General features: G+C 56.8%; 19 protein-coding genes and 2 tRNA genes. 9 read left to right on the top strand and 12 right to left on the bottom strand.

The annotated features are described in order from the left end of the window. Nucleotides 1-465: 465 nt before the first annotated feature. Nucleotides 466-1,653, top strand: a complete 1,188-nt coding sequence (locus tag JDW22_RS12625) for a YihY family inner membrane protein (RefSeq protein WP_200523343.1) — start codon at nucleotides 466-468, stop codon at nucleotides 1,651-1,653. 315 nt (nucleotides 1,654-1,968) lie between these two features. Here the strand turns inward: JDW22_RS12625 and JDW22_RS12630 are convergent, their stop codons facing one another. Further along, nucleotides 1,969-2,328 (bottom strand): hypothetical protein, encoded by a 360-nt coding sequence (locus JDW22_RS12630; RefSeq protein ID WP_200523344.1) that lies wholly within the window; start codon nucleotides 2,326-2,328, stop codon nucleotides 1,969-1,971. A 203-nt stretch (nucleotides 2,329-2,531) separates the two neighbouring features. Further along, nucleotides 2,532-4,697, bottom strand: coding sequence for a primosomal protein N' (locus JDW22_RS12635; protein ID WP_200523345.1), 2,166 nt, complete (start codon nucleotides 4,695-4,697; stop codon nucleotides 2,532-2,534). Nucleotides 4,698-4,972: 275 nt separating this feature from the next. Here JDW22_RS12635 and JDW22_RS12640 point away from each other — a divergent pair, with 275 nt between their 5' ends. Continuing rightward, a complete protein-coding gene (locus tag JDW22_RS12640) occupies nucleotides 4,973-6,226 on the top strand; it encodes a DUF1853 family protein (protein ID WP_407929589.1) in 1,254 nt (417 codons plus the stop codon). On the opposite strand, the gene JDW22_RS12650 is transcribed toward JDW22_RS12640, so the two are convergent. The 3 genes from JDW22_RS12650 to hscA all read right to left on the bottom strand — a co-directional run bounded on the left by JDW22_RS12650 (nucleotide 6,133) and on the right by hscA (nucleotide 11,772). After that, a complete protein-coding gene (locus tag JDW22_RS12650; RefSeq protein WP_200523346.1) occupies nucleotides 6,133-7,380 on the bottom strand; it encodes an NAD(P)/FAD-dependent oxidoreductase in 1,248 nt (415 codons plus the stop codon). The two genes, JDW22_RS12640 and JDW22_RS12650, sit on opposite strands and share 94 nt — an antisense overlap. 159 nt (nucleotides 7,381-7,539) lie before the next feature. Then, on the bottom strand, nucleotides 7,540-9,849 hold the full coding sequence (locus JDW22_RS12655; RefSeq protein WP_200523347.1) for an MMPL family transporter: 2,310 nt from the start codon (nucleotides 9,847-9,849) through the stop codon (nucleotides 7,540-7,542). A gap of 66 nt (nucleotides 9,850-9,915) precedes the next feature. Next, a complete protein-coding gene (gene hscA / locus JDW22_RS12660; RefSeq protein ID WP_200523348.1) occupies nucleotides 9,916-11,772 on the bottom strand; it encodes a Fe-S protein assembly chaperone HscA in 1,857 nt (618 codons plus the stop codon). A 142-nt stretch (nucleotides 11,773-11,914) separates the two neighbouring features. Here hscA and JDW22_RS12665 point away from each other — a divergent pair, with 142 nt between their 5' ends. After that, the gene (locus tag JDW22_RS12665) at nucleotides 11,915-13,123 is read left to right on the top strand and encodes a hypothetical protein (RefSeq protein ID WP_200523349.1); all 1,209 of its coding nucleotides are present in this window, start codon (nucleotides 11,915-11,917) and stop codon (nucleotides 13,121-13,123) included. 398 nt (nucleotides 13,124-13,521) lie between these two features. On the opposite strand, the gene JDW22_RS12670 is transcribed toward JDW22_RS12665, so the two are convergent. The 5 genes from JDW22_RS12670 to JDW22_RS12690 form a co-directional block, all read right to left on the bottom strand. Continuing rightward, entirely contained in the window at nucleotides 13,522-14,406 is an 885-nt protein-coding gene (locus JDW22_RS12670) for an ABC transporter permease subunit (RefSeq protein ID WP_200523424.1), read from the bottom strand. Further along, nucleotides 14,403-15,365: an ABC transporter permease subunit gene (locus JDW22_RS12675; protein WP_407929590.1), complete on the bottom strand. Its 963-nt coding sequence runs from the start codon at nucleotides 15,363-15,365 to the stop codon at nucleotides 14,403-14,405. The genes JDW22_RS12670 and JDW22_RS12675 overlap by 4 nt, the downstream gene beginning before the upstream one ends. 9 nt (nucleotides 15,366-15,374) lie before the next feature. Then, a complete protein-coding gene (locus JDW22_RS12680; RefSeq protein WP_003798082.1) occupies nucleotides 15,375-16,484 on the bottom strand; it encodes an ABC transporter ATP-binding protein in 1,110 nt (369 codons plus the stop codon). A gap of 352 nt (nucleotides 16,485-16,836) precedes the next feature. Beyond that, nucleotides 16,837-17,157, bottom strand: a complete 321-nt coding sequence (locus JDW22_RS12685) for an accessory factor UbiK family protein (RefSeq protein ID WP_200523425.1) — start codon at nucleotides 17,155-17,157, stop codon at nucleotides 16,837-16,839. A 250-nt stretch (nucleotides 17,158-17,407) separates the two neighbouring features. Further along, nucleotides 17,408-18,100, bottom strand: a complete 693-nt coding sequence (locus JDW22_RS12690; RefSeq protein WP_200523351.1) for a Sir2 family NAD-dependent protein deacetylase — start codon at nucleotides 18,098-18,100, stop codon at nucleotides 17,408-17,410. Nucleotides 18,101-18,261: 161 nt separating this feature from the next. Here JDW22_RS12690 and JDW22_RS12695 point away from each other — a divergent pair, with 161 nt between their 5' ends. Then, nucleotides 18,262-18,876 (top strand): hypothetical protein, encoded by a 615-nt coding sequence (locus JDW22_RS12695; RefSeq protein WP_200523352.1) that lies wholly within the window; start codon nucleotides 18,262-18,264, stop codon nucleotides 18,874-18,876. 36 nt (nucleotides 18,877-18,912) lie between these two features. Here JDW22_RS12695 and JDW22_RS12700 read toward each other — a convergent pair. Together JDW22_RS12700 and JDW22_RS12705 are read right to left on the bottom strand one after the other, a co-directional pair. Then, a tRNA-Glu gene (locus JDW22_RS12700) sits at nucleotides 18,913-18,984 on the bottom strand. A gap of 12 nt (nucleotides 18,985-18,996) precedes the next feature. Further along, nucleotides 18,997-19,073 (bottom strand) — tRNA-Arg (locus JDW22_RS12705). A 107-nt stretch (nucleotides 19,074-19,180) separates the two neighbouring features. On the opposite strand from JDW22_RS12705, the gene JDW22_RS12710 reads away from it, so the two are divergent. The 5 genes from JDW22_RS12710 (at nucleotide 19,181) to JDW22_RS12730 (ending at nucleotide 22,517) form a co-directional block, all read left to right on the top strand. Beyond that, complete coding sequence (locus tag JDW22_RS12710; protein WP_235965513.1) at nucleotides 19,181-20,563, top strand: 3'-5' exonuclease family protein; 1,383 nt, start codon at nucleotides 19,181-19,183, stop codon at nucleotides 20,561-20,563. A gap of 100 nt (nucleotides 20,564-20,663) precedes the next feature. Continuing rightward, nucleotides 20,664-20,975, top strand: coding sequence for a DUF883 family protein (locus JDW22_RS12715; RefSeq protein ID WP_003798070.1), 312 nt, complete (start codon nucleotides 20,664-20,666; stop codon nucleotides 20,973-20,975). 154 nt (nucleotides 20,976-21,129) lie between these two features. Continuing rightward, nucleotides 21,130-21,558 carry a hypothetical protein gene (locus JDW22_RS12720; RefSeq protein WP_200523354.1) on the top strand — a complete coding sequence of 143 codons (429 nt, stop codon included), beginning with the start codon at nucleotides 21,130-21,132 and terminating at the stop codon, nucleotides 21,556-21,558. Continuing rightward, the gene (locus JDW22_RS12725) at nucleotides 21,548-21,835 is read left to right on the top strand and encodes a hypothetical protein (RefSeq protein WP_200523355.1); all 288 of its coding nucleotides are present in this window, start codon (nucleotides 21,548-21,550) and stop codon (nucleotides 21,833-21,835) included. The genes JDW22_RS12720 and JDW22_RS12725 overlap by 11 nt, the downstream gene beginning before the upstream one ends. 148 nt (nucleotides 21,836-21,983) lie before the next feature. After that, nucleotides 21,984-22,517 carry a DUF6973 domain-containing protein gene (locus tag JDW22_RS12730; RefSeq protein ID WP_200523356.1) on the top strand — a complete coding sequence of 178 codons (534 nt, stop codon included), beginning with the start codon at nucleotides 21,984-21,986 and terminating at the stop codon, nucleotides 22,515-22,517. Nucleotide 22,518: the final 1 nt, after the last annotated feature.

Raw genomic sequence — 22,518 nt, forward strand, 5'->3', positions numbered from 1 at the left:
TCGCTGGTGCGGATGTCGCCTGCGATTTTCAGGCTGCCTTTTTGCAGCAGGTTGGCTTGGATGTGGTCTATTTTGATTGTGCCGTTGTCGTCAATATTGAAAATGCCGTTGATGGGTTTGATGGGGAGAAATATGGGGATTTGGTGGCTTTGGATGTGGGGCATTTGTTTGAACTGGGGGAATATAAGGTGGTGGTGCGCTCGGATGGGGTGTTGCGGGGGTTTGCGTATGATTTTATGGGCTTGCTGGATGGGGGGTTGACGCGGGAGCGGGTGAATCGGTTGTTGTTTGCGCCTGCGGTGGAGGATTTTTCTATTTAGCGGTGGCAGCCTGAAACGGGGATTATGTTGTTTTCAGGCTGCCTTTGGGTTGGACGGATGCTTTTTATATTATGTTTTCAGGCTGCTTGGGTGATGGGCAGCCTGAATTGTGTGGATTGGATTGGCGATGTTGAATGGGAGTGGTGTGAGCCGGTGGCGTGTGGCGGGGTTTGCGCGGTTTTTGTGGCGGCGGTTTAATGAGGTGGATGTGTTGCAGGCGGCGGGGAGTTTGACGTTTACCACGCTGTTGGCTTTGGTGCCAATTTTGACGGTGCTGCTGGTGGTGGTTACGGTGTTTCCGCTGTTTGGGGGCATGGTGGATACGTTTATGCTGTTTTTGAATCGGACGATTGTGCCCAGCGGGGTGTCGGCGGTGGCGGATTATTTGAATGAATTCAAATTGCAGGCAGGGCGTTTGACGACTTTTGGGGTGGGCTTGATGGTGGTTACGGTGTTGATGATGGTCAATACGGTGGAGCAGACGTTTAATCAGATTTGGCGTGTGCAGCAGCGGCGGTCTTGGTGGGTGCGCTTGCCGATGTATTTGGTGCTGGTGGTGCTGGTGCCTGCGGTGGTGGGGGTGAGCGTGTCGTTATCAACCAATTTGCTGTTTTTTGGCGCGGCGCAAAGCCCTGCTTGGTTTTCAGGCAGCCTGAAAGTGGTGCATCAGCTGTTGTTGGGTATGCTGGCTTTGACTTTGGTGTTTCGGGTTACGCCCAGTTGTTATGTGCCGATGCGCCATGCCGTGCTGGGGGCGGGGCTGACGGCGGCGTTGTTGGAGGTGGCAAAATGGGGCTTTGGGGTATATTTGCGCCATTTTCATAGCTATGAGCTGGTGTATGGGGCGTTTGCGATTGTGCCGATTTTTTTGATTTGGCTGCATTTGCTGTGGTCTATTGTGTTGGGCGGGGCGTTGTTTACGGCGTGTTGCAATTATTGGCAGGGCAATGCGTTTTTGCGCACGCATGCGGCGCATACGGTATTGGATGATGTGTTGGCGGTGTTGCTGCTTTTGGCGCGGGAGAATCGGGTGCTGACGTTGCGGGATTTCCGCCAGCGGCTGAATGTGGGCTATGACCGTGCGGAGCTGTTGCTGCTTCGGCTGGACAATTTGGGCTATGTGGCGCGGCGGGCGGGCGGCTGGGTGTTGTGCCGCGCGCCTGACGAGATTGGGCTGGGGGATTTGTTTCGCGCGTTTGTGTTTGATGTGGGCAATAGCGTGTGCGCGGATAAAGGGCTGGATGGCTTGATGCGCGGGTGTATGGCGGGATTGCGGGGGAGCTTGGGGGATGTGTTGCGCGGGCAAGGGGAGAAGCGGGATAAGGCAGCCTGAAAATGGGTTGGGGCTTTGTGGTTTATCGTTTTCAGGCTGCATCAGATGATTATGGCAGCCTGAAATGGGGTTTGGCGAAGCGGAAATGAGATTGCTGCTGTTGCGTCATCCTGTTTTCAGGCTGAAGCCGTTGCAAAACCTGTAACCGATGGAGCGTCGGCGGCTCGCCGACATTTTGGAAAATCAGTAATGCTATGTTTAATAAGCAATTTGGCGACGAGCCGTCGCCGCTCCATTTTAGGTTTCAGGCTGCCTTGAATGTGCTGATAGCCGTACACAAAAAATCCTGCCGATGGAGCAGGATTTTTGTTTGGGTTAAACCAGATTTTTATCTACGGCAAACATCATTTGGCGGCAGAGTGAAACATTTGCGCTTTTGCGGTTCACGGCAAGATAGATGAACATATTGCGGTGTTGTTTGACGGGGCAGAGAAAATGGTATTGGCTGGTGGTGGTAATCATGATGTCGTTGATGTCGTCGTCCATTTCCAGCTTCTGCATGGTTTTGATTTTGGCGCGCATCACTTCGCTGCCGCGCGCCGCCACCACTTCCAAATCGAATGCGGGGTCGTTGCTACCTGATGCCATCAGCATTCCGCTCTCAAAATCGACAATTGCCGCTGCAATCGCGCCTTTGAGTGTGAGCATCTTATCAACGAAGTGTTGTAGGTTCATTATTCGGGTCTTTCTGAATCGGTTGTGCGGTTTGGTGGGCAGGAGTGAACGCTGGGCATTCTATCATTTTATGTAAGGTTATGTAAGGGAATGGCATGGGCGGGGGTGGGTTAAAGGGTGGGTGTCGCGTTTATGGTGGGCTGAATGGCATGATGCGGGGTTGCCGCCTTGTCTCATTTTCAGCAACTGTATTTTCAGGCTGCCTAAATTTCCTGCGTGTCCACGTCGATATGCCAGCGGATGCTGCCGCTTTTGTATTGGTTGAGCACTTGCTCCCATTGGTTGAGCGCGTGGTGCAGGGCTTTGCGGCTGGGGCTTTCCAGGAAGATTTGGGCGCGTTCGCGTTCGGCGAGGCGCGCCATTTGCATGGGGACGGCGCCGAATTGGTGCACGTTTTCGGGCAGCAGGGGGGCGATGCAGTCGCGGATGTCGTTTAAAAATTGGCCGGCTTCGGCTTGGGCGGTCGCATCGGCGCGGACGGCAGCCTGAAAACCATAAGGCGGCAGGGCAAACAGTTCGCGCTGGGCAAGCTCGTGGTCGGCGAACAGGGGGTAGTCTTGCGCGCGCACGGCGGCGAAAACGGGGTGTTCGGGCAGCCGCGTTTGGATGAGCACGCGTCCTGCACTTTCGGCGCGCCCTGCTCGTCCCGACACTTGCATCAGCTCGGCAAACAGCCGCTCGGGGGCACGGAAGTCGCTGGAAAACAGCGAGCCGTCGGCGTTGAGCACAATCACGAGGTTGAGCCGCGCGAAGTCGTGTCCTTTGGCGAGCATTTGCGTGCCGACCAATACGTCGATTCCGCCTGCGCGGATGGCGGCGTAGAGGTCATCCCAGTCGCGCTGATGGGTGGTGCTGTCTCTGTCCACGCGAGCGATTTGGGCTTGCGGCAGGGCGGCGCGCAGGGTGTCTTCGATGCGCTGCGTGCCTTGTCCGACGGCGGTTAAATCTTGGTTGCCGCAATCGGGGCAGGCGATGGGAATGGGCAGCCTGAAATCGCAATGGTGGCAGCGCAGCTGGCGGGCGCGTTGGTGCAGCACCATTTTGGCGGAGCAATGCGGGCAGCCGAAGGTGTGTCCGCAATCGCCGCAAAACAGCGCGGGGGCGAAACCGCGGCGGTTGAGATACACCAGCGACATGCCGCCTTGAGTGTGGTTGTCTTGCAGCATTTTGAGCGCGAGCGGTGAGATGCCGTTGTTGAGCGTAATCGGGCGCACGTCTAAAAGCTGGATTTGCGGCAACTGGGCGCGTGGGTTGGCGCGATGCGGCAGGGTGAGCAGGCGGTATGCGCCTGTTTGCGCTTTGTGCCAGCTCTCTAAGCTGGGGGTGGCGCTGCCGAGCACGACGGGGCAGGCGGCTTGTCGGGCGCGCCACACGGCTAAATCGCGGGCGTGGTAGCGCAGTTCGTTGTCTTGTTTGAACGATGAATCGTGTTCTTCGTCCACCACAATCAGCGCCAAATCGGGCAAAGGAGTAAATACAGCAAGCCGCGTGCCAATGATGAGCTTGGCTTGCCCGAGCATGGCGCGCAGGTAGTCTTGGCTGCGCTTGCCGGCGGCGGTTTGGCTGTGCAGCACGGCGGCGGGCAGGCCGGGGAAGCGGTTGGCCACGCGCTGCAACAGCTGCGGCGTGAGGTTGATTTCGGGCAGCAGCAGCAACACTTGCCTGCCTTGCGCGAGCGCGCTTGCCATCGCGTCAAAATAGACTTCGGTTTTGCCGCTGCCTGTGATGCCGTAGAGCAAAAAGGGTTGGAACTGCCCGAGGGCAGCCTGAATTTGGCGAGACGCGGTTTGCTGCTCGGGGTTGAGCGTGTGGGCGGATGGGGGGACATCAGGCTGCCCTTGCGTGGTGATTGCAAGCCAATTTTGCGCGGCGTATTCGTTAATCAAGCTGGCGGCTTGGGGGTGGATTTTTTTCAACGCGGGCAAAGAGAGGCAGCCTGAAAACAGGGCTTGCCACAGCGCAAGTTTTTTGTGCGAACGCGCGGGCGGCGCGGGCTGCTGCTTGCCCAAATCGTTGAGCGTGTAGAACGTTTCAGGCTGCGGTATTTTGGCGGCTTGGTTTTCGCGCAGGGCTTGCGGCAGCGCGGTGAACGCGGTTTGCCCGATGGGATAGTGGTAATAGCGCGCGGTGAACTCAATCAGCGCCAGCCAGCTTTCGGGCAGCGGCGGCTCGTCGGCAAACACCTGCTGCACGGCGCGGATTTTGTGCGTGGCGATTTCAGGCTGCGTTTCCTCGCCCCACACGATGCCCGCCACCGTTTTGTTGATAAACGGTACCAGCACACGGGTGCCGCGCGGCAGCGGCGCGGGGTGGGCATAAGTGAGCAAGCCGAGGGGAACGTTTACGGCGATTTTTAGGTAGCAAGGCATTTTCAGGCTGCCGTGTAACAAGAAAAGGCGGATTATGGCATAAACTCTCGGGCGTGTTGCCAATCAACATTTTGGCGGCTTTTCCGTCATAAAACGGCATCTGCCGCGTTAAAAACACTCGCCAATGGGTGGCATTGGCTCATGTTTTTGCCTTGCATCTGCCATTTTCTGACGCAAAATCCGCCGCAAAAGTTGAATGCCCACACGCCCAAGGCAGCCTGAAACGCCATCTCGCGCTATACTGGCGCACCTGAATCATCCGCGAAAGACACCCCATGAACTACGCCCAAGATGCCCTTTGGTGGCGGCTTGCTCACCCCGCCGTCCGCGACCTCGCCAGCCTGCTCACCGCCCCGCCGCTGTGGCACACAGGCTGCGAGCTGCCCGTGCGCCAATTACTCGGCGAACACGGTTTCAGGCTGCTGTTAGCATGGAACGACCAATGGCAAAGCGATCCCCAAAGGCAGCCTGAAAACCTGACCCGCAACCGCTATGCCCTCGGCAAATACGCCGAAGACCTGCTTGCCTACTGGTTTACCCACGCCCCCCATGCCAAGCTGCTCGCCGCCAATCTGCCCGTTTACGGCAATGAGGCGGGCGGCAACAGCACATTGGGCGAAATGGACTACATCGCCGAGCTCAACGGCACGCCCTACCACATCGAACTCGCCTGCAAATACCACGGCAGCGCAACAGGCGAGCACATGGCAGGGCTCAACCCGCGCGACACCCTCGCGCGCAAACAACGCAAACTGCAACGCCAGCTCGCCCTGCTCGCCACGCCCGAAGCCCAAGCCGCCCTGCGCCAACACGGCATCGCCCCCGACAACATCCGCAGCGCCAGCATTGTGCGCGGCATCGGCTTCACCTCCGCAGGCAAACTCCCACCCACCTTCCCCCAAGCATGGAGCGGCATCTGGACAACCACCCCCAAACCCTGCCCGAACACGCCCGCTACTACCGCCTCCCCGCACCGAATACCTCGCCCCCGCCCGCATCACGCAGCCCGAAACCATCAGCCGCAGCCAAATCACCCCCGCCGCGCTGTACGCCCAAGTAGCCCCCCGCCCCGACGGCTATTGGTACGAAGAGCAGCGGATTATGGTGGTTGCCGGTTGATGAACGCAGTTTCAGGCTGCCCAAACCCAAATATCCGCCACGCAGAACAGCGCAAACTCATTTTCAGGCTGCCTCAGCCCAATCTTTTGCCCTATCACGCCGCGCATCGCGGCGTACCCGCGCGGGGAGCTTTTGCCGTTACGCTGCCATCCCGCCCGCGTTCAAACCTTCGCCAAGCGGCAAAAGGCAGCCTGAAAAAGCGTTTTGCTCTTTCAGGCTGCCTTTCGGTGTGTTTGAAACGGCGGTACGGCATTTTTCAGGCTGCCTTTCCAATCGCGAAAAGGCAGCCTGAAACGCTTTCAGACGGCATCAACGCCTATTCAAACGCCAAATCGCCCACCAGCTCCGCCAGCGTATTCAAGCGTTGTTCCGATTTCGCCACAAACGGGTTTGCGGTATCCCACGCATAGCCCGCGAGAATGGACGAAATCATGCGGCTGATTTCGGGGGCGCGGTTGGGCGCGTACACCACGTTTTGGAAGCGGTTGTCGTACCAGCCGTCCACATAGGTGCGAAAAGCGTTCACGCCCACCATCAGCGGTTCGGCGAACTCGGTTTGCCAGTCTGCCGCGCCGCCTTTGAGCTGGCGCGTGAGCAGGTCGGCGGCGAGTTTGGCGGAATGCAGCGCGATGGTTACGCCCGATGAGAACACAGGGTCAAGAAATTCCGCCGCGTTGCCCAACAGCGCGAAATGTTTGCCGTACAGGGCTTTGACGTTGGCGGAATAGCCTTGGATGCTGCGGTAGGGGAAGCCATTTTCCCATTCGGAATGTTTAAACAATTCAACCAGATTAGGGCATTCTGCCACCATTTTTTTCAACACGGCTTCGGGTTCGCCCGCCAGTTTGTCGGGCGTGCCGACTACGCCGAGCGAGCAGGTGTTGTCGCCGAAGGGAATCGTCCAAAACCACACGTCGCGGTGTTGCGGGTGGGTGGTGATGAGGATTTTGTTGCGGTCGAAGCCCGAATCGGCGGCGATGTTGTCGGTGATGCGGGTGAAATGCGCCATGCGCGGCGGCAGGTGCGAGGGCGTTTCCAAATCCAGCAGGCGCGGCAGCACGCGGCCGTAGCCGCTGGCATCCAATACGAAGCGGGCGGCGAGTTCGTATTTCTCGCCCGTGTCGGTTTCCACGCTCAAACGCGCCGTGTCGCCGCTGTTGTCAAACGCGGTTACGCCGTGCCCGAAGCGCACTTCCACGCCTTGTTTGGCGGCTTCGTCAATCAGGATTTTGTCAAACACTTCGCGGCGCACTTGGAACACCGTGCCCGGGCCGTCTGAAAATTTCTCGGTGAAGTCAAACGCGGTGCGGCGGCTGCCCCATGCGAACGCCGCGCCGTTTTTAAACTGAAAGCCTTTTTCGGCGCGCACGGCATCGGCAAAGCCTGCTTCTTCCAGCATTTCCATGCAGTGCGGCAGCAGGCTCTCGCCAATCACAAAGCGCGGAAAATGCTGTTTTTCCAGCACGCATACTTTGAAGCCCTGTTTGTTAAGCAGCGCGGAAGCCACCGAGCCTGACGGGCCTGCGCCGATGACGGCTACGTCAAATTGGTTGTGGGCGGACATAATGAAACTCCTTTCGTGGGTGGATTTGTCGTGGGTAACGGTTTGACATAAAGGCGTGATTATAGAATTGTTTAAGGCAGCTTGAAAACGGAATTATGGTTTTCAGGCTGCCTTTTGTCATGGAGCAAAAAAAGCGATTTGCGGGGCTTTGGGTATGCTTCAATCTTCCAACAACGCCCCCGCCAGCCAAAGGTTAAACCCCACCCCGATTGTTACCGTCAGCCCGAATGCGGCAACGGCGGGCGTGCTGCTGAATGCGAGCAGGGCGAAAGAGGCTGCGGTGGTGGCGGCGGCGAGCAGCATGCCGCCCAAGCGTGCGGCGGCGGTGTGTTTGGCGGTTACGGCATAGACGGCGTAATCCACGCCGATGGCAGAAACGAGCAGCAGCCCGAACATGGCAAACAGGCTCACGGGTATGCCCAGCCAGCCGAGCGCGGCAACGGTGCAGACGGCGGCGGCAAGCGGCACGGCAAGGATTTTGCTGCCGCGTTTTGCGCCGAATAGCCGCCACAGCAGCAGCCACGCCAGCGCGTAGGAGGCGAGTTTCAGCCATGCGGCTTGGTTGCGTGTGTGGTGGAAGAGTGCGTTGAGATGGGCGCGTTTGTCTGCCCAGTGTGTGCCTGCAATGCCCAGTGCGGCGGTGCGGACGGCGGCTTCGTCTGTCAAACCGTTCAGGCGCACGATGGCGGCGTAGCGTCCGTGTGCCACTTCGCCCAGATACAGCGGTTGCCATGCTTGGGCGAGTTGGGTTTTCAGGCTGCCTGAAAGCGTGAGCGGCGGCGTGTCGGCTGCCTGAATCAGGGCATCGTGTATGGTTTGGCGCGGAATGCCGATGTCGGCGAGCGGCTGCCAGTTTTCAGGCTGCCCTGCCAGTTCGCGCAGGCGGTTTTGCAGTTTTTCCTGTTCGGACACGGGCGCGACAAATTGGTCTAGCGATTGGAAGCCGCCGAGCTTGCCTTGTGCCACCAGCGGTTGCAGGGCTTGGGCGAGTTCGGCGTTTTTGGCGAGCAGCGCGTCTTCGCTTGCCGCTTCGGTAACGATGTAGCGGCCGCCGAAATCGGTGCCGCTCAATTCGCCGATGCGCTGCACTTGCGCCAGCATTTCAGAGGGCATATTGACCCATTGGCGGATGTCGTCGTGCCAGTCGCTGCGCCACAGCCCTACCGCCAAGAAAATGCCGCCGAGCGCAAGCCAGCCGCGTTTGTGCAGACGCTTGTTCAGACGACCTTTCAGGCGGAGTAATCTTTCCGTCAATTTCGCAAACGGCACGGCTTTTGCCTGATAACGGCGAAACAGCGGCGGCAGCCACAATACGGTTGCGCCGAATGCGCCCAGCAGCGCGAAGCCTGAGAACACGGCGGTTTGGCGCAACACGGTCAGCGGCGTGAACCATAACAGCGCGTAGCCCAACACGGTAATCAGCAGGCTCACGGCAAAGCTGGGCAAAACGTGTTTCATCGCGCTCTCAGACGACCATTTTTCGTTTTCAGGCTGCCTGAAAACCGACGGCGCAAGCCAGTGCAGCGGAAAATCCACCAGCATGCCGACCAAACTCGTGCCAATCACAATCGTCAAAATATGCACTTCGCCGAACACCGCCAACGCCGCCGCCAGCCCCGTGAGCATGCCCGCCGCCAGCGGTAGCACCAGCCAGAACACGCGCGCGCTGCGGAACACCCACAGCAAGAGCGCGAACGTTGCCAGCGTGCCGACGATGCTCATGGTTCGGCTTTCCGCTTCGGCAGCGGATTTGGACACGGCGGCAAACAGCGCACCGCCTGCCGCCAGCGTTTCTGCGCCGTGTTTCTGCGCGATGGCGCGGCTGTCGTTGATCAGCGGCAGCAGTTTGTCGTTGCCCGAAAAGTTGTCGCCCGTTTTTAATTTTCCACGCAGCCACACCCACGTTTTGCTGTCCGCCTCCGTGAACAACATGCCGTTGTCCATATTCCACTGCAAACGGCTCTGCGGATTGGCTTTTGCTGCCACAAACCGCCCGAAGCCCAGCCAGTCTTGTTCCAGCGACAAGGGCGAAACGGCGGCAAACGGGTTCGCCGCATCTTCGGCGCGGGTTTGGAAATACCGTTTCGGTTCTTGAAACAGCAGCCGCGCCTGCTCCTGCGGCAGTGTTGCCTGCGCCAAACGCTGCATATCGGCGCGCACGCTGTCCAAATCGGGCATGATGCTGCTGTCCACCTCGGCAAACACGCCGCTTTCCCGCCATTTGCCGGCGATTTCGGCGGCAGCCTGAAAAGCCGTTTCCGCATTTGCGCTGCCTGTGAGCATGACGATTTGCCCGTTCAGCTGCGCCTCGCCCGCTTTGTCGGCGGCAACCAGCAGCGCGTCGGGTTGCTGCTCGGCGGGTAGCAGCGCGGCGAGGTCGGTTTGCAGCCAGGGTTTGGCGGTAACGGTATGGATGAGAAACAGGCAGAGCAGGGCGGTAAAGAGGGTGTAAAGACGGCGGAGCAGCATAAGCGGAAATGGAGAATCAAAAATGGGAAAACGGCCTTAATCCTGTTTTCAGGCTGCCTATCTGTTCTACAACTGCTCCACGCTCACGCCTTGCAGCGCGCGCTGGATATTGCGGTTCATGCGCCGCGCGGCGAAATCGTCCGTACCTTGCGACAGGGTTTGCACGGCGGCGCGGATGGCGGCGGCATCGGCATTGGGCAGCAGCGCGGCGAGGGCATCCATTTGGGCGCGGATTTGCGCGGTTTGCTCGGCGGTGAGCAAGTCGCCGTCTAATGCCAGCGCGGCGGTAACGGCATCTATCAGGCTTTGCGCTTCCACGCGGGCTTCGGCGCGGGCGCGTTCGGCGGCATCGGCGCCAGCGTGCGCCATGCCCTCGCGCAGCATTTGCGTGATGGTGGCGTCGTCCAAGCCGTAGGACGGTTTCACTTCAATTTGCGCCTGCACGCCGGTGGTTTGCTCGCGGGCGGACACGGACAGCAAGCCGTCGGCATCCACTTGAAAGGTAACGCGAATCCGCGCCGCGCCCGCTGCCATCGGCGGTATGCCGCGCAGGGTGAATTTCGCCAAGCTGCGGCAATCGGCGACCATTTCGCGCTCGCCCTGCACCACATGAATGGTCATGGCGGTTTGCCCGTCTTTAAAGGTGGTGAACTCTTGGGCGCGGGCGGTGGGCAGCGTGCTGTTGCGCGGGATAATTTTTTCCGCCAAGCCGCCGTAGGTTTCCAAGCCCAGCGACAGCGGGGTTACGTCCAGCAGCAGCCATTCGCTGTCAGTTTTGTTGCCCGCCAGCACGTTTGCCTGCATCGCCGCGCCCAGCGCAACCACTTGGTCGGGGTTCAGATTGTTGAGCGGGGTTTGCCCGAAAAAGTTGGCAACGGCTTGCTGCACATGCAGCATCCGCGTGGCGCCGCCCACCATAATCACGCCTTTTATGTCGTTTTTGCCGATGCCCGCGTCTTTCAGCGCTTGCTTCACGGGAGCGATGGTTTGGGCGACCAGATGCTGCGTGAGCGCGTGGAATTCGCTGCGGCTGACGGTGATGTCGAGCGTTTTGCCGTTGGCCAAGGTAGCCTGAATGTGCGCTTCGTTGTCGCGGCTTAACGTTTCTTTGGCGGCGCGCACCAGGCCGAGCAGCAGTTGCGCGTCGCGTTCGTCGGTAATGGAAAGCTGATTGTTTTCAACAATGTGGCAAAACAGGCGGTGGTCAAAATCGTCGCCGCCCAGCGCGGAATTGCCGCCCGTGGCTTTCACTTCAAACAAGCCACGGCTCAACTGCAACACGGATACGTCAAACGTGCCGCCGCCCAAGTCGTACACCACAAACGTGCCTTCCGCGCCGTTGTCCAAGCCGTAGGCAATGGCGGCGGCGGTGGGTTCGTTGAGCAGGCGCAGCACGTTCAGCCCCGCCAGCCGCGCCGCGTCTTTGGTGGCTTGGCGTTGCGCGTCGTCAAAATAGGCGGGCACGGTAATCACCGCGCCCACCAGTTCGCCGCCTAGGCTGGCTTCGGCGCGGGTTTTCAGGCTGCCTAAGATGTCGGCGGAGATGTCTATCGGTGTTTTTTTGCCGTGTTTGGTTTGCAATTCGATGATTTTGTCGTTGTCGGCGAAACGATAGGGCATGTGTGCCGCGTCGATTTCGGACAGCTTGCGCCCGATGAGGCGTTTGGCGGACGAGATGGTGTTGTGCGGGTCAATCTTTTGTGCGTCTAACGCGGCTTTGCCGACGGTTTTGCCGCCGTTTTCCAAATAGCGCACCACCGATGGCAGCGACACCGCGCCCGTTTCATCGGGCAGGCATTCGGCGGAGCCGCTGCGAACGGTGGCGACTAGGCTGTTGGTGGTGCCCAAATCGATGCCCACGGCAAGGCGGTGCTGGTGCGGCGCGGCGGATTGGTTGGGTTCGGCGATTTGCAGGAGTGCCATGATGTGTTCCTTTTGAGTGTGGTGTGATGGGGCGGTATTTTAGCATTGTTGAGTGAAATTATCGGGAATGAGAACGGGCGTTTTCAGGCAGCCTGAAAACCGTTAAGATAGGTGTTTTCTGTGTTAAAAAAGGTTTATCGCCATGAAAACGATTTTGAAATCCACCTTAGCAGGCGCGGTTGCGCTGGCATTAAGCGCGTGTGGCAGTATGCAGGCTGCGCCAAGCAAGCCTGCCGATTTGTATCGCCACGGTATGCAGCGACAGTTTAAGCAAGACACGCAATACAACCTATCGGGCAAAGCCACTTTTGCGCTGTATGAAACTGAGCAATCGCGCCAGATGCGCCATGAACGCATTGAGGACGACGTGAAATGGAAAGCGGAGTGGGCACAGCGCGACAAAAAACCATTAAGCGCGGCAGAACAAAACAAAATTCGCCAAGAATTTCAAGAAAAACAAGCCAGACGCGATAAAACAACGCAAACGCTGTTTAACGCCCTATCGGTTCATTACACAGGCGCGATGGATTTGCCGCGCGGCAAAATAGAATTGGTGCCCGAATTGCATTACGAAACGCGCAACGCATTAGGCAGCCTGAAAGTGCCGATGCAGTTGGACATCAAAGCGCAAACGGCGTATGTGGATTTGGGCGCGTTTGAGCCCAGCCTGCCGCTCGCCGATTCGGCGTTGTCTGCCGACAAGCCGATTGTGCGTTTCAGACTGCCTAAGCAATGGCAAAACAAAATCCCCTTTGCCGATGTGTGGCGCGCGCTGCCCAAAGCCTATGACGAAAGCATCAAAGCATTGGGCGACGATGCTTTTACCGCCTTGCCTTTAAACGACACCGCCCGCAAAATCGGCGCGCGCCATCGCATCGCGTTGCATTCCAACAGCAAGCAAAGCGTGGAAAGCACCAAAGTGTTATTCCAAAGCCTGCAACAGCAACTGCGCGAGCAAGGCAAGCCCGGCAATGCCAACATCAGCCAAGCCGATTACGACCGCTTCGTTGCCAGCCTAGAAGCCATCAGCAGCGCGGTGCAAGGTATGACCACCGCCATCGCGGATAAACAGCCGCCCGTTGAATACGAGTTTTACTACGACGGCAAAGGCAGGCTGTTGGCGTACTTCGCCACCATGCGAATGGAAAACCTCGGCGGCTTGATGGGGCACGGCTTGCGCATCAAAATGGAAGCCTATAACCACTACACCCGCACGCCGCAGTTCACCCTGCAAGCGACCGATGTCAACACGGTGGATTTTGAGCAAGCCTTTCCGCAGCTAGCCAAAGAATGGAACGCCCTTCCCGCGCTGAATGCGGATGGCAAAGGCGACAGCAGCGGCAAAAAATAATCCGCCGCTTGTCTACATACAAAAGGCAGCCTGAAAACGCGTTTCCCCGTTTTCAGGCTGCCTTTATGTTGTTCACAAACGCCTACGCGCTTTCCAACGCCTTTTGTTCCGCCTTATACGCCGCTTGCATTTCGCGGTCGCACTGAGTGACTTCGTAGCATCAAATCACAACTACGCACACCAAAGGCAGCCTGAAACCTTTGCAAAACCTGCAACCGATGGAGCGTCGGCGGCTCGCCGATGTTGCCAACCAACAAAGCCATGTTGAACTAAGCATTTGGCGACGAGCCGTCGCCGCTCCATTTTAGATTTCAGACTGCCGTTGGCGTTTTGCAAAAATTTCAGCCTGAAAACGCGTTTCCCCGTTTTCAGGCTGCTTTTATGTTATTCACAAATGCCTACGCGCTTTCCAACGCTTTCTGTTCTGCCTTATACGCCGCTTGCATTTCACGCTCGCGCTTGGTGGCTTGGCGCAGCATAAAATAATTCACCACAATCACCAGCGTGCCAATCACCGCGATAAAAATCGTTGCCAGCACATTCATTTTCGGGTCTAGCCCCAAGCGGATTTTGGAGAAAATCACCTGTGGCAGCGTGGAAGACCCTGGCCCCGACAAGAACGAGGTAATCACCACGTCATCCAGCGACAGCGTAATGCCCAGCAGGAAGCCCGATGCGATGGCCGGCGCGATTAGCGGCAGCGTAATCACAAAAAAGATTTTCATCGGGCGCGCGCCCAAATCCATTGCCGCCTCTTCCAGCGATTGGTCCAGCTCCGCCAAGCGCGAGCGGATGACCACGGTAATATACGCCATGCACAGCGTGGTGTGCCCCAAGAAAATGGTGAAAAAGCCGCGGTCCAGCCACGTTACATCGCTGTGCAGCCAGCCTTGCAGCATGGTTTGCACTTGGATAATCAGCAGCAGCATGGATAAGCCCGTAATCACATCGGGCATCACCATCGGCGCGGAAATCAGGCCGGCAAACAAAGTGCTGCCGCGAAAGCGTTTAATCCGCGCCATCGCGTAGCCCGCCATCGTGCCGAGCGTTACCGCCGCAAATGAAGCGCAAACGGCGATTTTCAACGACAGCCAAGCCGCGCTCAAAATTTGCTGGTCTTGCAGCAGGCGGCCATACCATTTGGTGGAGAAGCCGCCCCACACGGTTACCAGCTTGGAATCGTTAAACGAATAAATCACCAAGATAAACAAGGGAATATACAAAAACAGCAAGCCCGCAACCAGCGCCAGCTTCAAAAAAGGAGAAATTTTGTTATTCATTATTTGCTTCCTTTTGCGTTTTCACGGTTGGTGAAATATTGTTCCAGCGCAATCGGCACCACCAACACCAACACCATCACCACCGCGATCGCAGCGGCAAGCGGCCAGTTGGCTTGGTCGGAGAACGCCTGCCATAACACTTTACCAATCATCAGGTTGTCAGGGCCGCCCACCAGTTCGGGAATCACATATTCGCCCATGGACGGGATGAATACCAGCATGGAACCTGCGATGATGCCCGATTTGGACAGCGGCAGCGTTACCATGAAAAAGGCTTTGACAGGATGCGCGCCCAAATCGGCGGCGGCTTCCAGCAAGCGGTTATCCAGTTTTACCAGCTGGGTGTAAAGCGGCAGAATCATAAACGGCAAATAGGCGTAAACCATCACCAAAATCAGCGAGAAGCTGTTGTAAAACAATTCCAATGGCTCGCTGATGATGCCCCATTTGAGCAGATAGGTGTTGATGATGCCGTTGGTGCTGAGCAGCCCCATCCATGCGTACACGCGCAGCAGGAACGATGTCCAAAAGGGCAGCATAATCAGCAGCAGCAGGGTGTTGCGGATGGAAGGATTGGCGCGGGAAATGGCATACGCCATCGGATAGCCAATCAGCAGGCAAATCAGCGTGGTCAAGAGTGCGGTTTTAATCGACAGCCAATAAGTCAGCACATAAATGTTGCCGCCGGAGTCGCCGGAGAGGGGGTTGATGATGTCCAGCAAGGAGGGCCAAAAATCCACGAAAATTTCTTGGTAGTTTTTGGTGAAAACCTGCAGTGCGCCTTTTTCGTCAAATAGGGGCGTGAACGGGGGGATGGTGTAGGTTTGGTCGGCGAAGCTGATTTTGAACACGATGGCAAAGGTGAGCAAAACCAAGATAAACAGCCAGGTGAACGGTACGCCGATAACAAAGCGCGCCCCTGGGCGCATACGCCGTTTGATGTTTACGGAAGACATTTTCAGGCTGCCTTTTTAACGGGTTAATGGGGTGGGCTGGTTTTCGGGCCAATCCAGATACACTTCGTCGCCCCATGTGGGCGGTTCAATGCCGCGCACATACCAATACGGCGCGGGCACTTGGCTTTTGATGATACGGCCGTTTTCCATTTGCACATGGTAAATGGCGAAGCTGCCCAAATAGGCGATTTCTTTCACTTTGCCGCGCGCCCAGTTGTGCGTGTCGCGGTGGGCGGGTTTTTCTTTGTGCAAATCAATGTCTTCTGGGCGGATGGAAATCCAGATGGTTTGCCCGTTTTCGGCTTCAAATTTTTGGTCGGTATACACTTTGGCGGGCAATTCGGGGCAGTCGATGAGCGCGTGGGCTTCGTCTTTGTGTACCAATTTGCCTTCAAAAATATTGGTTTCGCCGATAAATTCGGCAGTGAAGCGGCTGTTGGGGTAGTCGTACACGTCGGCGGGTGTGCCCACTTGCTGCAATTCGCCGTGCGACATAATGGCCACGCGGCTTGCCATGGTCATGGCTTCTTCTTGGTCGTGCGTTACCATAATGCAGGTTACGCCCACTTTTTCTAATGTGTTCACCAGCTCAAATTGAGTTTGCTGGCGCAATTTTTTGTCCAGCGCACCCAGCGGCTCATCCAGCAGCAACAGCTTGGGGCGCTTGGCTAGGCTGCGGGCAAGGGCAACGCGCTGTTGTTGCCCGCCTGATAGTTGATGCGGTTTGCGTTTGGCGTATTGCGGCATTTGCACCAGGCGCAGCATTTCGTCTACGCGCGCCTGCACTTCTTCTTTGGGCAGTTTGTCTTGTTTTAAGCCGAAGGCGATGTTTTGTTCTACGGTCATGTGGGGGAACAGGGCGTAGCTTTGGAACATCATGTTGATGGGGCGGTCGTAGGGGGCGAGTTTGGTGATGTCTTGCCCGTCTAGGATGATTTGCCCTTCGGACGGGGTTTCCATGCCGGCGAGCATGCGCAACAGGGTGGATTTGCCGCTGCCTGAGCTGCCAAGCAGGGCGAAAATTTCGTGTTTGTTGATGTCAAGATTCAGATAATTTACAGCGATGTTGTCGCCAAATTTTTTTACCAAGCCTTTGATTTGTAGATAGGGTTGGGTGCTGGTCATGAGCAATACTCCGTTTGATAAGAGAAACAGGCTGTTTGATTGCTTTGGACAGGCTTTGGGGCTGTTTAGCGGCGTTCGGGCAGCAGAAGACTTTAAATACGGGGAGGGATTTTTTGAAAAAACGCGCGATTGTAGTGGAGTGGGGCGCGGGGGGCAAGGGAAAATGTGGGGTTGTTTGTGTAAAGTGGGGTGCGGGGTTTTCAGGCTGCCTTGGAACCTGTTTGCAGCCTCCGACACGGTCGCCGCTAACGTATTCTGGTTGTGTGGCTGTAAACAGGTTCTGGGCAAATGGGCAAAGATTGAGGCAGCCTGAAAATGGGTTTCAGGCTGCCTTGGATGGGTAGGGTTGGGGTTATTTGGGTTTGCGTTTGGTTGTGGTTTTTTCGGGATTGGGTTCGGCGGTTTGCGCTCCATTGGCTTCGGCTTCGCTGGCTTGGGGCGCAAGCTGTGCTTCCAGTTGCGCCAAACGGGCTTCCAGCTCGGTGAGCTTCACGCGGGTTTTGATGAGGATTTGTTGTTGGATGTCGTATTCTTCGCGCGTTACCAAATCCATTTTGTTAAACGCACTGCCGAGCATGGCTTTGGCGTTTTTTTCCAAATCTTTGGCGGGGCTGTTGGCAAGGGTTTCGCTGATTTTGCTGGCGGCTTCTTCAAAAAGTTGTTTGGCAATCATGGGATGCTTTCGTGGTTGAGTGGATGGGAGGGGGATTTTAATGGTTTTCAGGCTGCCTGTGAAATAAGAACCTGTATTCACTCTTTGCATAGGCATCTTTTATGCCCTAAAAACGCGGCTACCGCGTTAAAAATGCTCGCAAGGTGTCCAACCTTGCTGCGCTTTTTGCCTTGTATCCGCGCTTTTATGTCATCAAATCTGCCTATGCAAAGAGTGAATACAGGTTCTAAGGCAGCCTGAAAACGGTTAATTACAACGGATAGCATTCAATCAAGTGCCGGCACAGCGCGGGCACGCCTGCGGCGGCGGTTTGGCGGATGATTTCTACTTGCGCCGATTGGGTGTTTTGCGGGTGCGGGTCTAGCACGATGATGCGGGCATCGGGGCGAGCGTAGTAGGCAAGCGTGTTGGCGGGATAGACTTGCAGCGATGTGCCGATTATCAGAAACACATCGGCTTGGCGCACGATGGCGGCGGCTTCGTCCAGCAGCGGCACGCTTTCGCCGAACCACACGATATGCGGGCGCATGGGGTTGCCGTGCGGGTCTTTGTCTTGCAGCGTTTGGTCTTGGGTGCAGGGGATGATGTAATCGGGGTCGGCGCTGCTGCGGGCTTGGTTGAGCTGCCCGTGCAGATGCAGCACGTTGCGGCTGCCTGCGCGTTCGTGCAGGTCGTCCACGTTTTGCGTGATGATGTAAACGGAAAAATGCTGTTGCAACTGGGCGAGGGCGATGTGGGCGGCGTTGGGCTGCGCGGCGGCGGCTTGGGCGCGGCGTTGGTTGTAAAAATCCAGCACAAGCTGCGGATTGCGCGCCCATGCTTCGGGCGTGCACACATCTTCAATGCGGTGGTTTGCCCATAAGCCGTTACTGTCGCGGAAGGTGGCCAGCCCGCTTTCTGCGCTGATGCCTGCGCCTGTTAAAACGGCGATGGTAGGTTTCATTTTGCACTCCTTTGCTTGGATGGATGAGGCGTTTTGGCTTTTCAGGCTGCCTCATATTAATACTTAACGCAACGATTATCCGCCCATATCGCCTATCCCAACAAGGGCAGCCTGAAACGGTAAAATGCGTTTTCAGGCTGCCCCAACAATCAGGAAAAAACATGACCCCGTTTGATTTTATTGACCGCCCGCTGGATGTGCTCAACCAATCCGATTTAATGCTTATTTTTGATGTGGCGGAATTATCCGCGCCGCCCATGCGCAAACGGCTGCTCAAAACGCTGCTGCGCCGCCTAAACCGGCAGCCGCAACGCGACGACGAGCTGCTTGGGCACGCCGCCTATGCGCTCGCCGCGCTGTCGGGCAACAAGCGGCGCAAACGGCTCAAAATCGCGTTGCGCTGCTTTGCCCGCATGGCGCATAGGCAGCCTGAAAACGGCTTCGCGCAGATTTATCTTGCCTACACGCTGTATGACTTGGGCAAATTCAAAGGCAGCCTGAAAGCGCTGCGCGCATCTCCAAAAACTATTTCGCCAAACGCCGCCAACGCTGGCGCGGTTTGGAGCGGCAGCAATTGGCCATCTGCTGCCTGCTGCGGCTGGGCAAAACCCGCCACCTGCCCGCGCAGCTTGCCGATTTGTTTGCCCGCACCGCCCGCGCTAAACCGGTCGATTGCCCGCAGCCCGAAGCGCTTGCCGCTACATTGCAATGGTTGGTTCATCGCGGCGAACCATCGCGCAAACAAAATACAAATACGGCAGCCTGAAAACACTTAACCCCTTGCTCATTACAAGCAAGGGGTTAAACCTTAGCACGCCCAGGGGGAATCGAACCCCCGTTACCGCCGTGAAAGGGCGATGTCCTAACCGCTAGACGATGGGCGCGGATAGCATTTTTGGCGCACCCGGAGCGATTCGAACGCCCGACCCTCTGGTTCGTAGCCAGATACTCTATCCAACTGAGCTACGGGTGCAGCAAAAAAGCGGATTATAGGCAGTTCGGGCGGCTTCGTCAAGCTGCTTCGCCCGTTTTTTTGCAAAAACCGTATAATCGCGGCTCTTTTGTATTATGAGTACCCCCATGCCTTACGCCGCTTTGTTCCCTTTGGCGGAATTTTTCCGCACGCTGCCCATTCCCGTTGTGATTCTGGATTTGGAAACCACGGGCGGGCATTTTTATGCCGACCGCATCACCGAGCTGGCGTTTTTGCATTTTTGGCAGGGCGAAATCACGGCGGTGCAGCAGCTGATTCAGCCCAATATGCCGATTAGCGGTTTTGTGCGCGATTTAACTGGCATTTCGGATGAGATGTTGCAAGGGCAGCCCACCTTTGCCGAATTTGCGCCGCAGGTGTTGCCGCTGCTGCGCGGCAGTTTGCTCATCGCGCACAACAGTCGCTTTGACTACACTTTTTTGCGCCACGAATGCCGCCGCAACGGGTTTGCCTTTGCCACGGCGGGGCTGTGCAGCGTGCAGTTGTCGCGCAAGCTGTATCCCGAATTTTTTAAGCATAATTTGGACAGCATCATCGAGCGGCATGGTTTGGCGGTGGCGAGCCGCCATCGGGCAATGAGCGATGTGTTGGCGGTGGCGGAATATTTGCAGCTGGCGTTGCGCGAGAAGGGTGCGCCGCTGCTGGGGCAGCTGATGCGGCAGTTGGCGAACCCGCCGATGTTGCCCGCCAACCTGCCTGCGGGCGTTTTTCAGGCTGCCTCTGCGTTGCCCGATGAGCATGGCGTGTCGGTGTGGCGCAATGCGGCGGACGAAGTGGTGGCGGTGCACACGCACGCGCAGGCGTATCGGGAAGTGGCGGCGATGCTGCGGCGCGGCGGGGGCGCGGTGGCGCAGGCGGCGCGCTTGGAATTTGTGCCCACGCTGGGCGCGTTGCACAGCGTGGCGGTGAAAGGCAGCGTGTTTTACCGCAACCGGCTTGCGCCGACCGACGGCATCGTGCGCCACACGATTAAGGCGGAGCAGGTTTCAGGCTGCCTGAAAACGCGGGTGCGCCCGTTGAAAGCGGGCTTTTTGACCGAGCCGCCGCATGGTTTGTTTGCCAACCCCAAAGCGGCGAAACGCGCGCTGGCGGCATGGGCGAAGAAGTTTGGGCTGTGCCCCGCTCTGTTGGGCATTTTGCCCGACGAGTTGCCCAAGGGCGCGCCGTGTCCCGTTTCGCTGCTGGGCAAGTGTTCGGCGGCGTGCGAAACGGGCGATTTGAACGCGCATAATCGGGCGGTGGCGGCGGCGTTGCCGTTCTTGCCGCTGACGGATTGGGGGCGCACGCCGCGCGTGAAGGTGGCGGAGCGGGACGAGCTTTCGGGGCGGGAGGCGGCGTGGCTGTGCGACAGCGGCGCGGTGTGGCTGCCCGAGCCTGATAATGTGTGGTTTTGCGATGAGGAAGTGCTGGCGGTGATGAAAGGGAAATTTAAGGCGCAGAAGGGCGGCGGGGAGATTCAGGCAGCCTGAAACCGTGTAGTGTAAAGTTGCTTGCGGATTGGGGCGATTGCCTGCAATATGCGTGGCAGCGTTGCCGCGTTGGCATCGTGTAAACATAAGGAGTCATACGATGAAATCCGATTTTGAAGCACAAAAACAAGCCTTGTTGGGCGAAATCCGCACCGTGTTGGACGAGGTGGAAAACTTGTATCAAGCGGGCGCAGAGCGCAGCGCGGAAGAAACGCAGGAGTTGAAAAACCGTTTGCAGGCGCACTTGGGCGTGGCGCAAAGCAAATTGCAAAAATTGGAAACCCGCGCAGTGGAGCAAGTGAAACACCAAGCGCAACGCGCGGATGAATACATCAACGAAAAACCGTATTACGCCATGGGCTTTGCCGCGTTGGCGGGTTTGGTGGTGGGCGTGCTGCTCAACCGCAAATAAGCGATGTGTTTTCAGGCTGCCTTGCTGCGATAAGGCAGCCTGAATTTATGGTGGATAAACTAAAACGGGCAAGACAAGCGGCGCGGCAATCGTTTTAGTTCATCCACTATGGTGAAACAACATTAAGTAAAACGACATTAAAGGCAGCCTGAAAATGGGTATCAGACAAGATTTGGCAACGTTGAAAACCTTGGCTTCGCAGGGCGGCGAATTGCTGCTGCTGCGGCTGCGCGTGCTGCAAATGGATGCCAACGAGCAACTGCGCGGCGTGTTGGTGATTGTCGCGCTGATTGCGGTTTCGGCGGTGGTGCTGGTAGTGATGCTGGTGGCGTTGCTGCTGGGGCTGAATGTGGTGCTCACGGCGCAGGCGAAGATTTGGCTGTTTTTTAGCGTGGCGGCGGCGGGCGTGCCGGCGATGTGGCTGCTGCTGCGGCGCATTCCGCGCATTTGGCAGCGCGACACGGCGCAGGTGCAGCAAACGCTTGCCGCGTTGCAACAAGATTTGGCGGCGTTTTCAGGCAGCCTGAAAACCGCCGGCTTCCGTCAAAAACCGCAAACAGGAGAAGCGCGCGATGCTGAGTAAACAAGAACAACGGGAATTGCTGCTGCTGCAATGCGATTTGGCGCGGGTGAAACTGCGCTGCACGCAACAGCAGGCGGCGCAGCGCAAGCAGGCGGCGCAAGCCAAATCGGGCGTGGTTTGGCAGCTGGCGGATGCGGCGGGCGAAGCGGTGCGGCATGCGGATGGCTTGAAGCTGGCGATGCTGCCCGCCAAATGGAAACACCGCGCGGCGGTGTTGCTGGGGCTGATGGCGTTGGAATGGGCGGAACGCCGGGCAACGGGCAAGCGTGGGAGATAGCGGGGGTGGGTTTCAGGCTGCTGGATGGGATGAGGCAGCCTGAAAACCAAAAAACCGCCTGAAAACGACATTAGATTTCAGGCTGGCTATCAAATGGCAAAGACCGCGTGCGTGGCAAAGCCACACAACCTACCTATGCAGGCTACGCTTGCTTAATCCAAATATTTCAACAATTGCTTCAACATTTCAATTAAATTTGTTCGATAATAGACAATTTGGTGGAGAAGGAGGGGTTGGAAATGCTTTTCGTCATACGTTATGGCAAGCAATAATAACTAATCGTTTGGGAGAAAATATTGCTACTCAAGTGGGTAATAGCCATGAAACAGGGTTCAAAATAGATTTTTCAAAACGGGAAAATATTTCATTAAATAAAGCAGATGAAATGATTGATCAATTAAATAATCAAATTGGTAGAGAAATTGCCATTAAAAATCCCAACTCTGATAATAAAAAATTGGCGATTAATGTCCTTAATTACTATCTAAAAGAAGGTTTATATCAAGCAGAAAAAAACAATTCTAATTCATATAATGTCGTCAAGAAAAAACTGCCTATCACTGTTTACAATAATGCAATAAATAAAATAGGTCAATTGGATGCAACAGGCGCAGGACCTGTTATGCAACAAAAAAGGCTTATATTACAAAAGCAGTTAATTAATAATGGAATGGGGTGGTAAT

Origin of the sequence: Kingella bonacorsii (genome assembly GCF_016623605.1) — a bacterium.
GTDB lineage: Bacteria > Pseudomonadota > Gammaproteobacteria > Burkholderiales > Neisseriaceae > Kingella_B > Kingella_B oralis.

What these genes read in the sequence shown, in the direction of transcription:
- JDW22_RS12635 (WP_200523345.1), bottom strand. Translation starts at nt 4,697, where the DNA reads ATGCCTTGCTACCTAAAAATCGCCGTAAACGTTCCCCTCGGCTTGCTC.
- JDW22_RS12725 (WP_200523355.1), top strand. Translation starts at nt 21,548, where the DNA reads ATGCTGAGTAAACAAGAACAACGGGAATTGCTGCTGCTGCAATGCGAT.
- JDW22_RS12695 (WP_200523352.1), top strand. Translation starts at nt 18,262, where the DNA reads ATGACCCCGTTTGATTTTATTGACCGCCCGCTGGATGTGCTCAACCAA.
- hscA (WP_200523348.1), bottom strand. Translation starts at nt 11,772, where the DNA reads ATGGCACTCCTGCAAATCGCCGAACCCAACCAATCCGCCGCGCCGCAC.
- JDW22_RS12630 (WP_200523344.1), bottom strand. Translation starts at nt 2,328, where the DNA reads ATGAACCTACAACACTTCGTTGATAAGATGCTCACACTCAAAGGCGCG.
- JDW22_RS12655 (WP_200523347.1), bottom strand. Translation starts at nt 9,849, where the DNA reads ATGCTGCTCCGCCGTCTTTACACCCTCTTTACCGCCCTGCTCTGCCTG.
- JDW22_RS12715 (WP_003798070.1), top strand. Translation starts at nt 20,664, where the DNA reads ATGAAATCCGATTTTGAAGCACAAAAACAAGCCTTGTTGGGCGAAATC.
- JDW22_RS12685 (WP_200523425.1), bottom strand. Translation starts at nt 17,157, where the DNA reads ATGATTGCCAAACAACTTTTTGAAGAAGCCGCCAGCAAAATCAGCGAA.
- JDW22_RS12690 (WP_200523351.1), bottom strand. Translation starts at nt 18,100, where the DNA reads ATGAAACCTACCATCGCCGTTTTAACAGGCGCAGGCATCAGCGCAGAA.
- JDW22_RS12665 (WP_200523349.1), top strand. Translation starts at nt 11,915, where the DNA reads ATGAAAACGATTTTGAAATCCACCTTAGCAGGCGCGGTTGCGCTGGCA.
- JDW22_RS12710 (WP_235965513.1), top strand. Translation starts at nt 19,181, where the DNA reads ATGCCTTACGCCGCTTTGTTCCCTTTGGCGGAATTTTTCCGCACGCTG.
- JDW22_RS12720 (WP_200523354.1), top strand. Translation starts at nt 21,130, where the DNA reads ATGGGTATCAGACAAGATTTGGCAACGTTGAAAACCTTGGCTTCGCAG.
- JDW22_RS12640 (WP_407929589.1), top strand. Translation starts at nt 4,973, where the DNA reads ATGAACTACGCCCAAGATGCCCTTTGGTGGCGGCTTGCTCACCCCGCC.
- JDW22_RS12680 (WP_003798082.1), bottom strand. Translation starts at nt 16,484, where the DNA reads ATGACCAGCACCCAACCCTATCTACAAATCAAAGGCTTGGTAAAAAAA.
- JDW22_RS12650 (WP_200523346.1), bottom strand. Translation starts at nt 7,380, where the DNA reads ATGTCCGCCCACAACCAATTTGACGTAGCCGTCATCGGCGCAGGCCCG.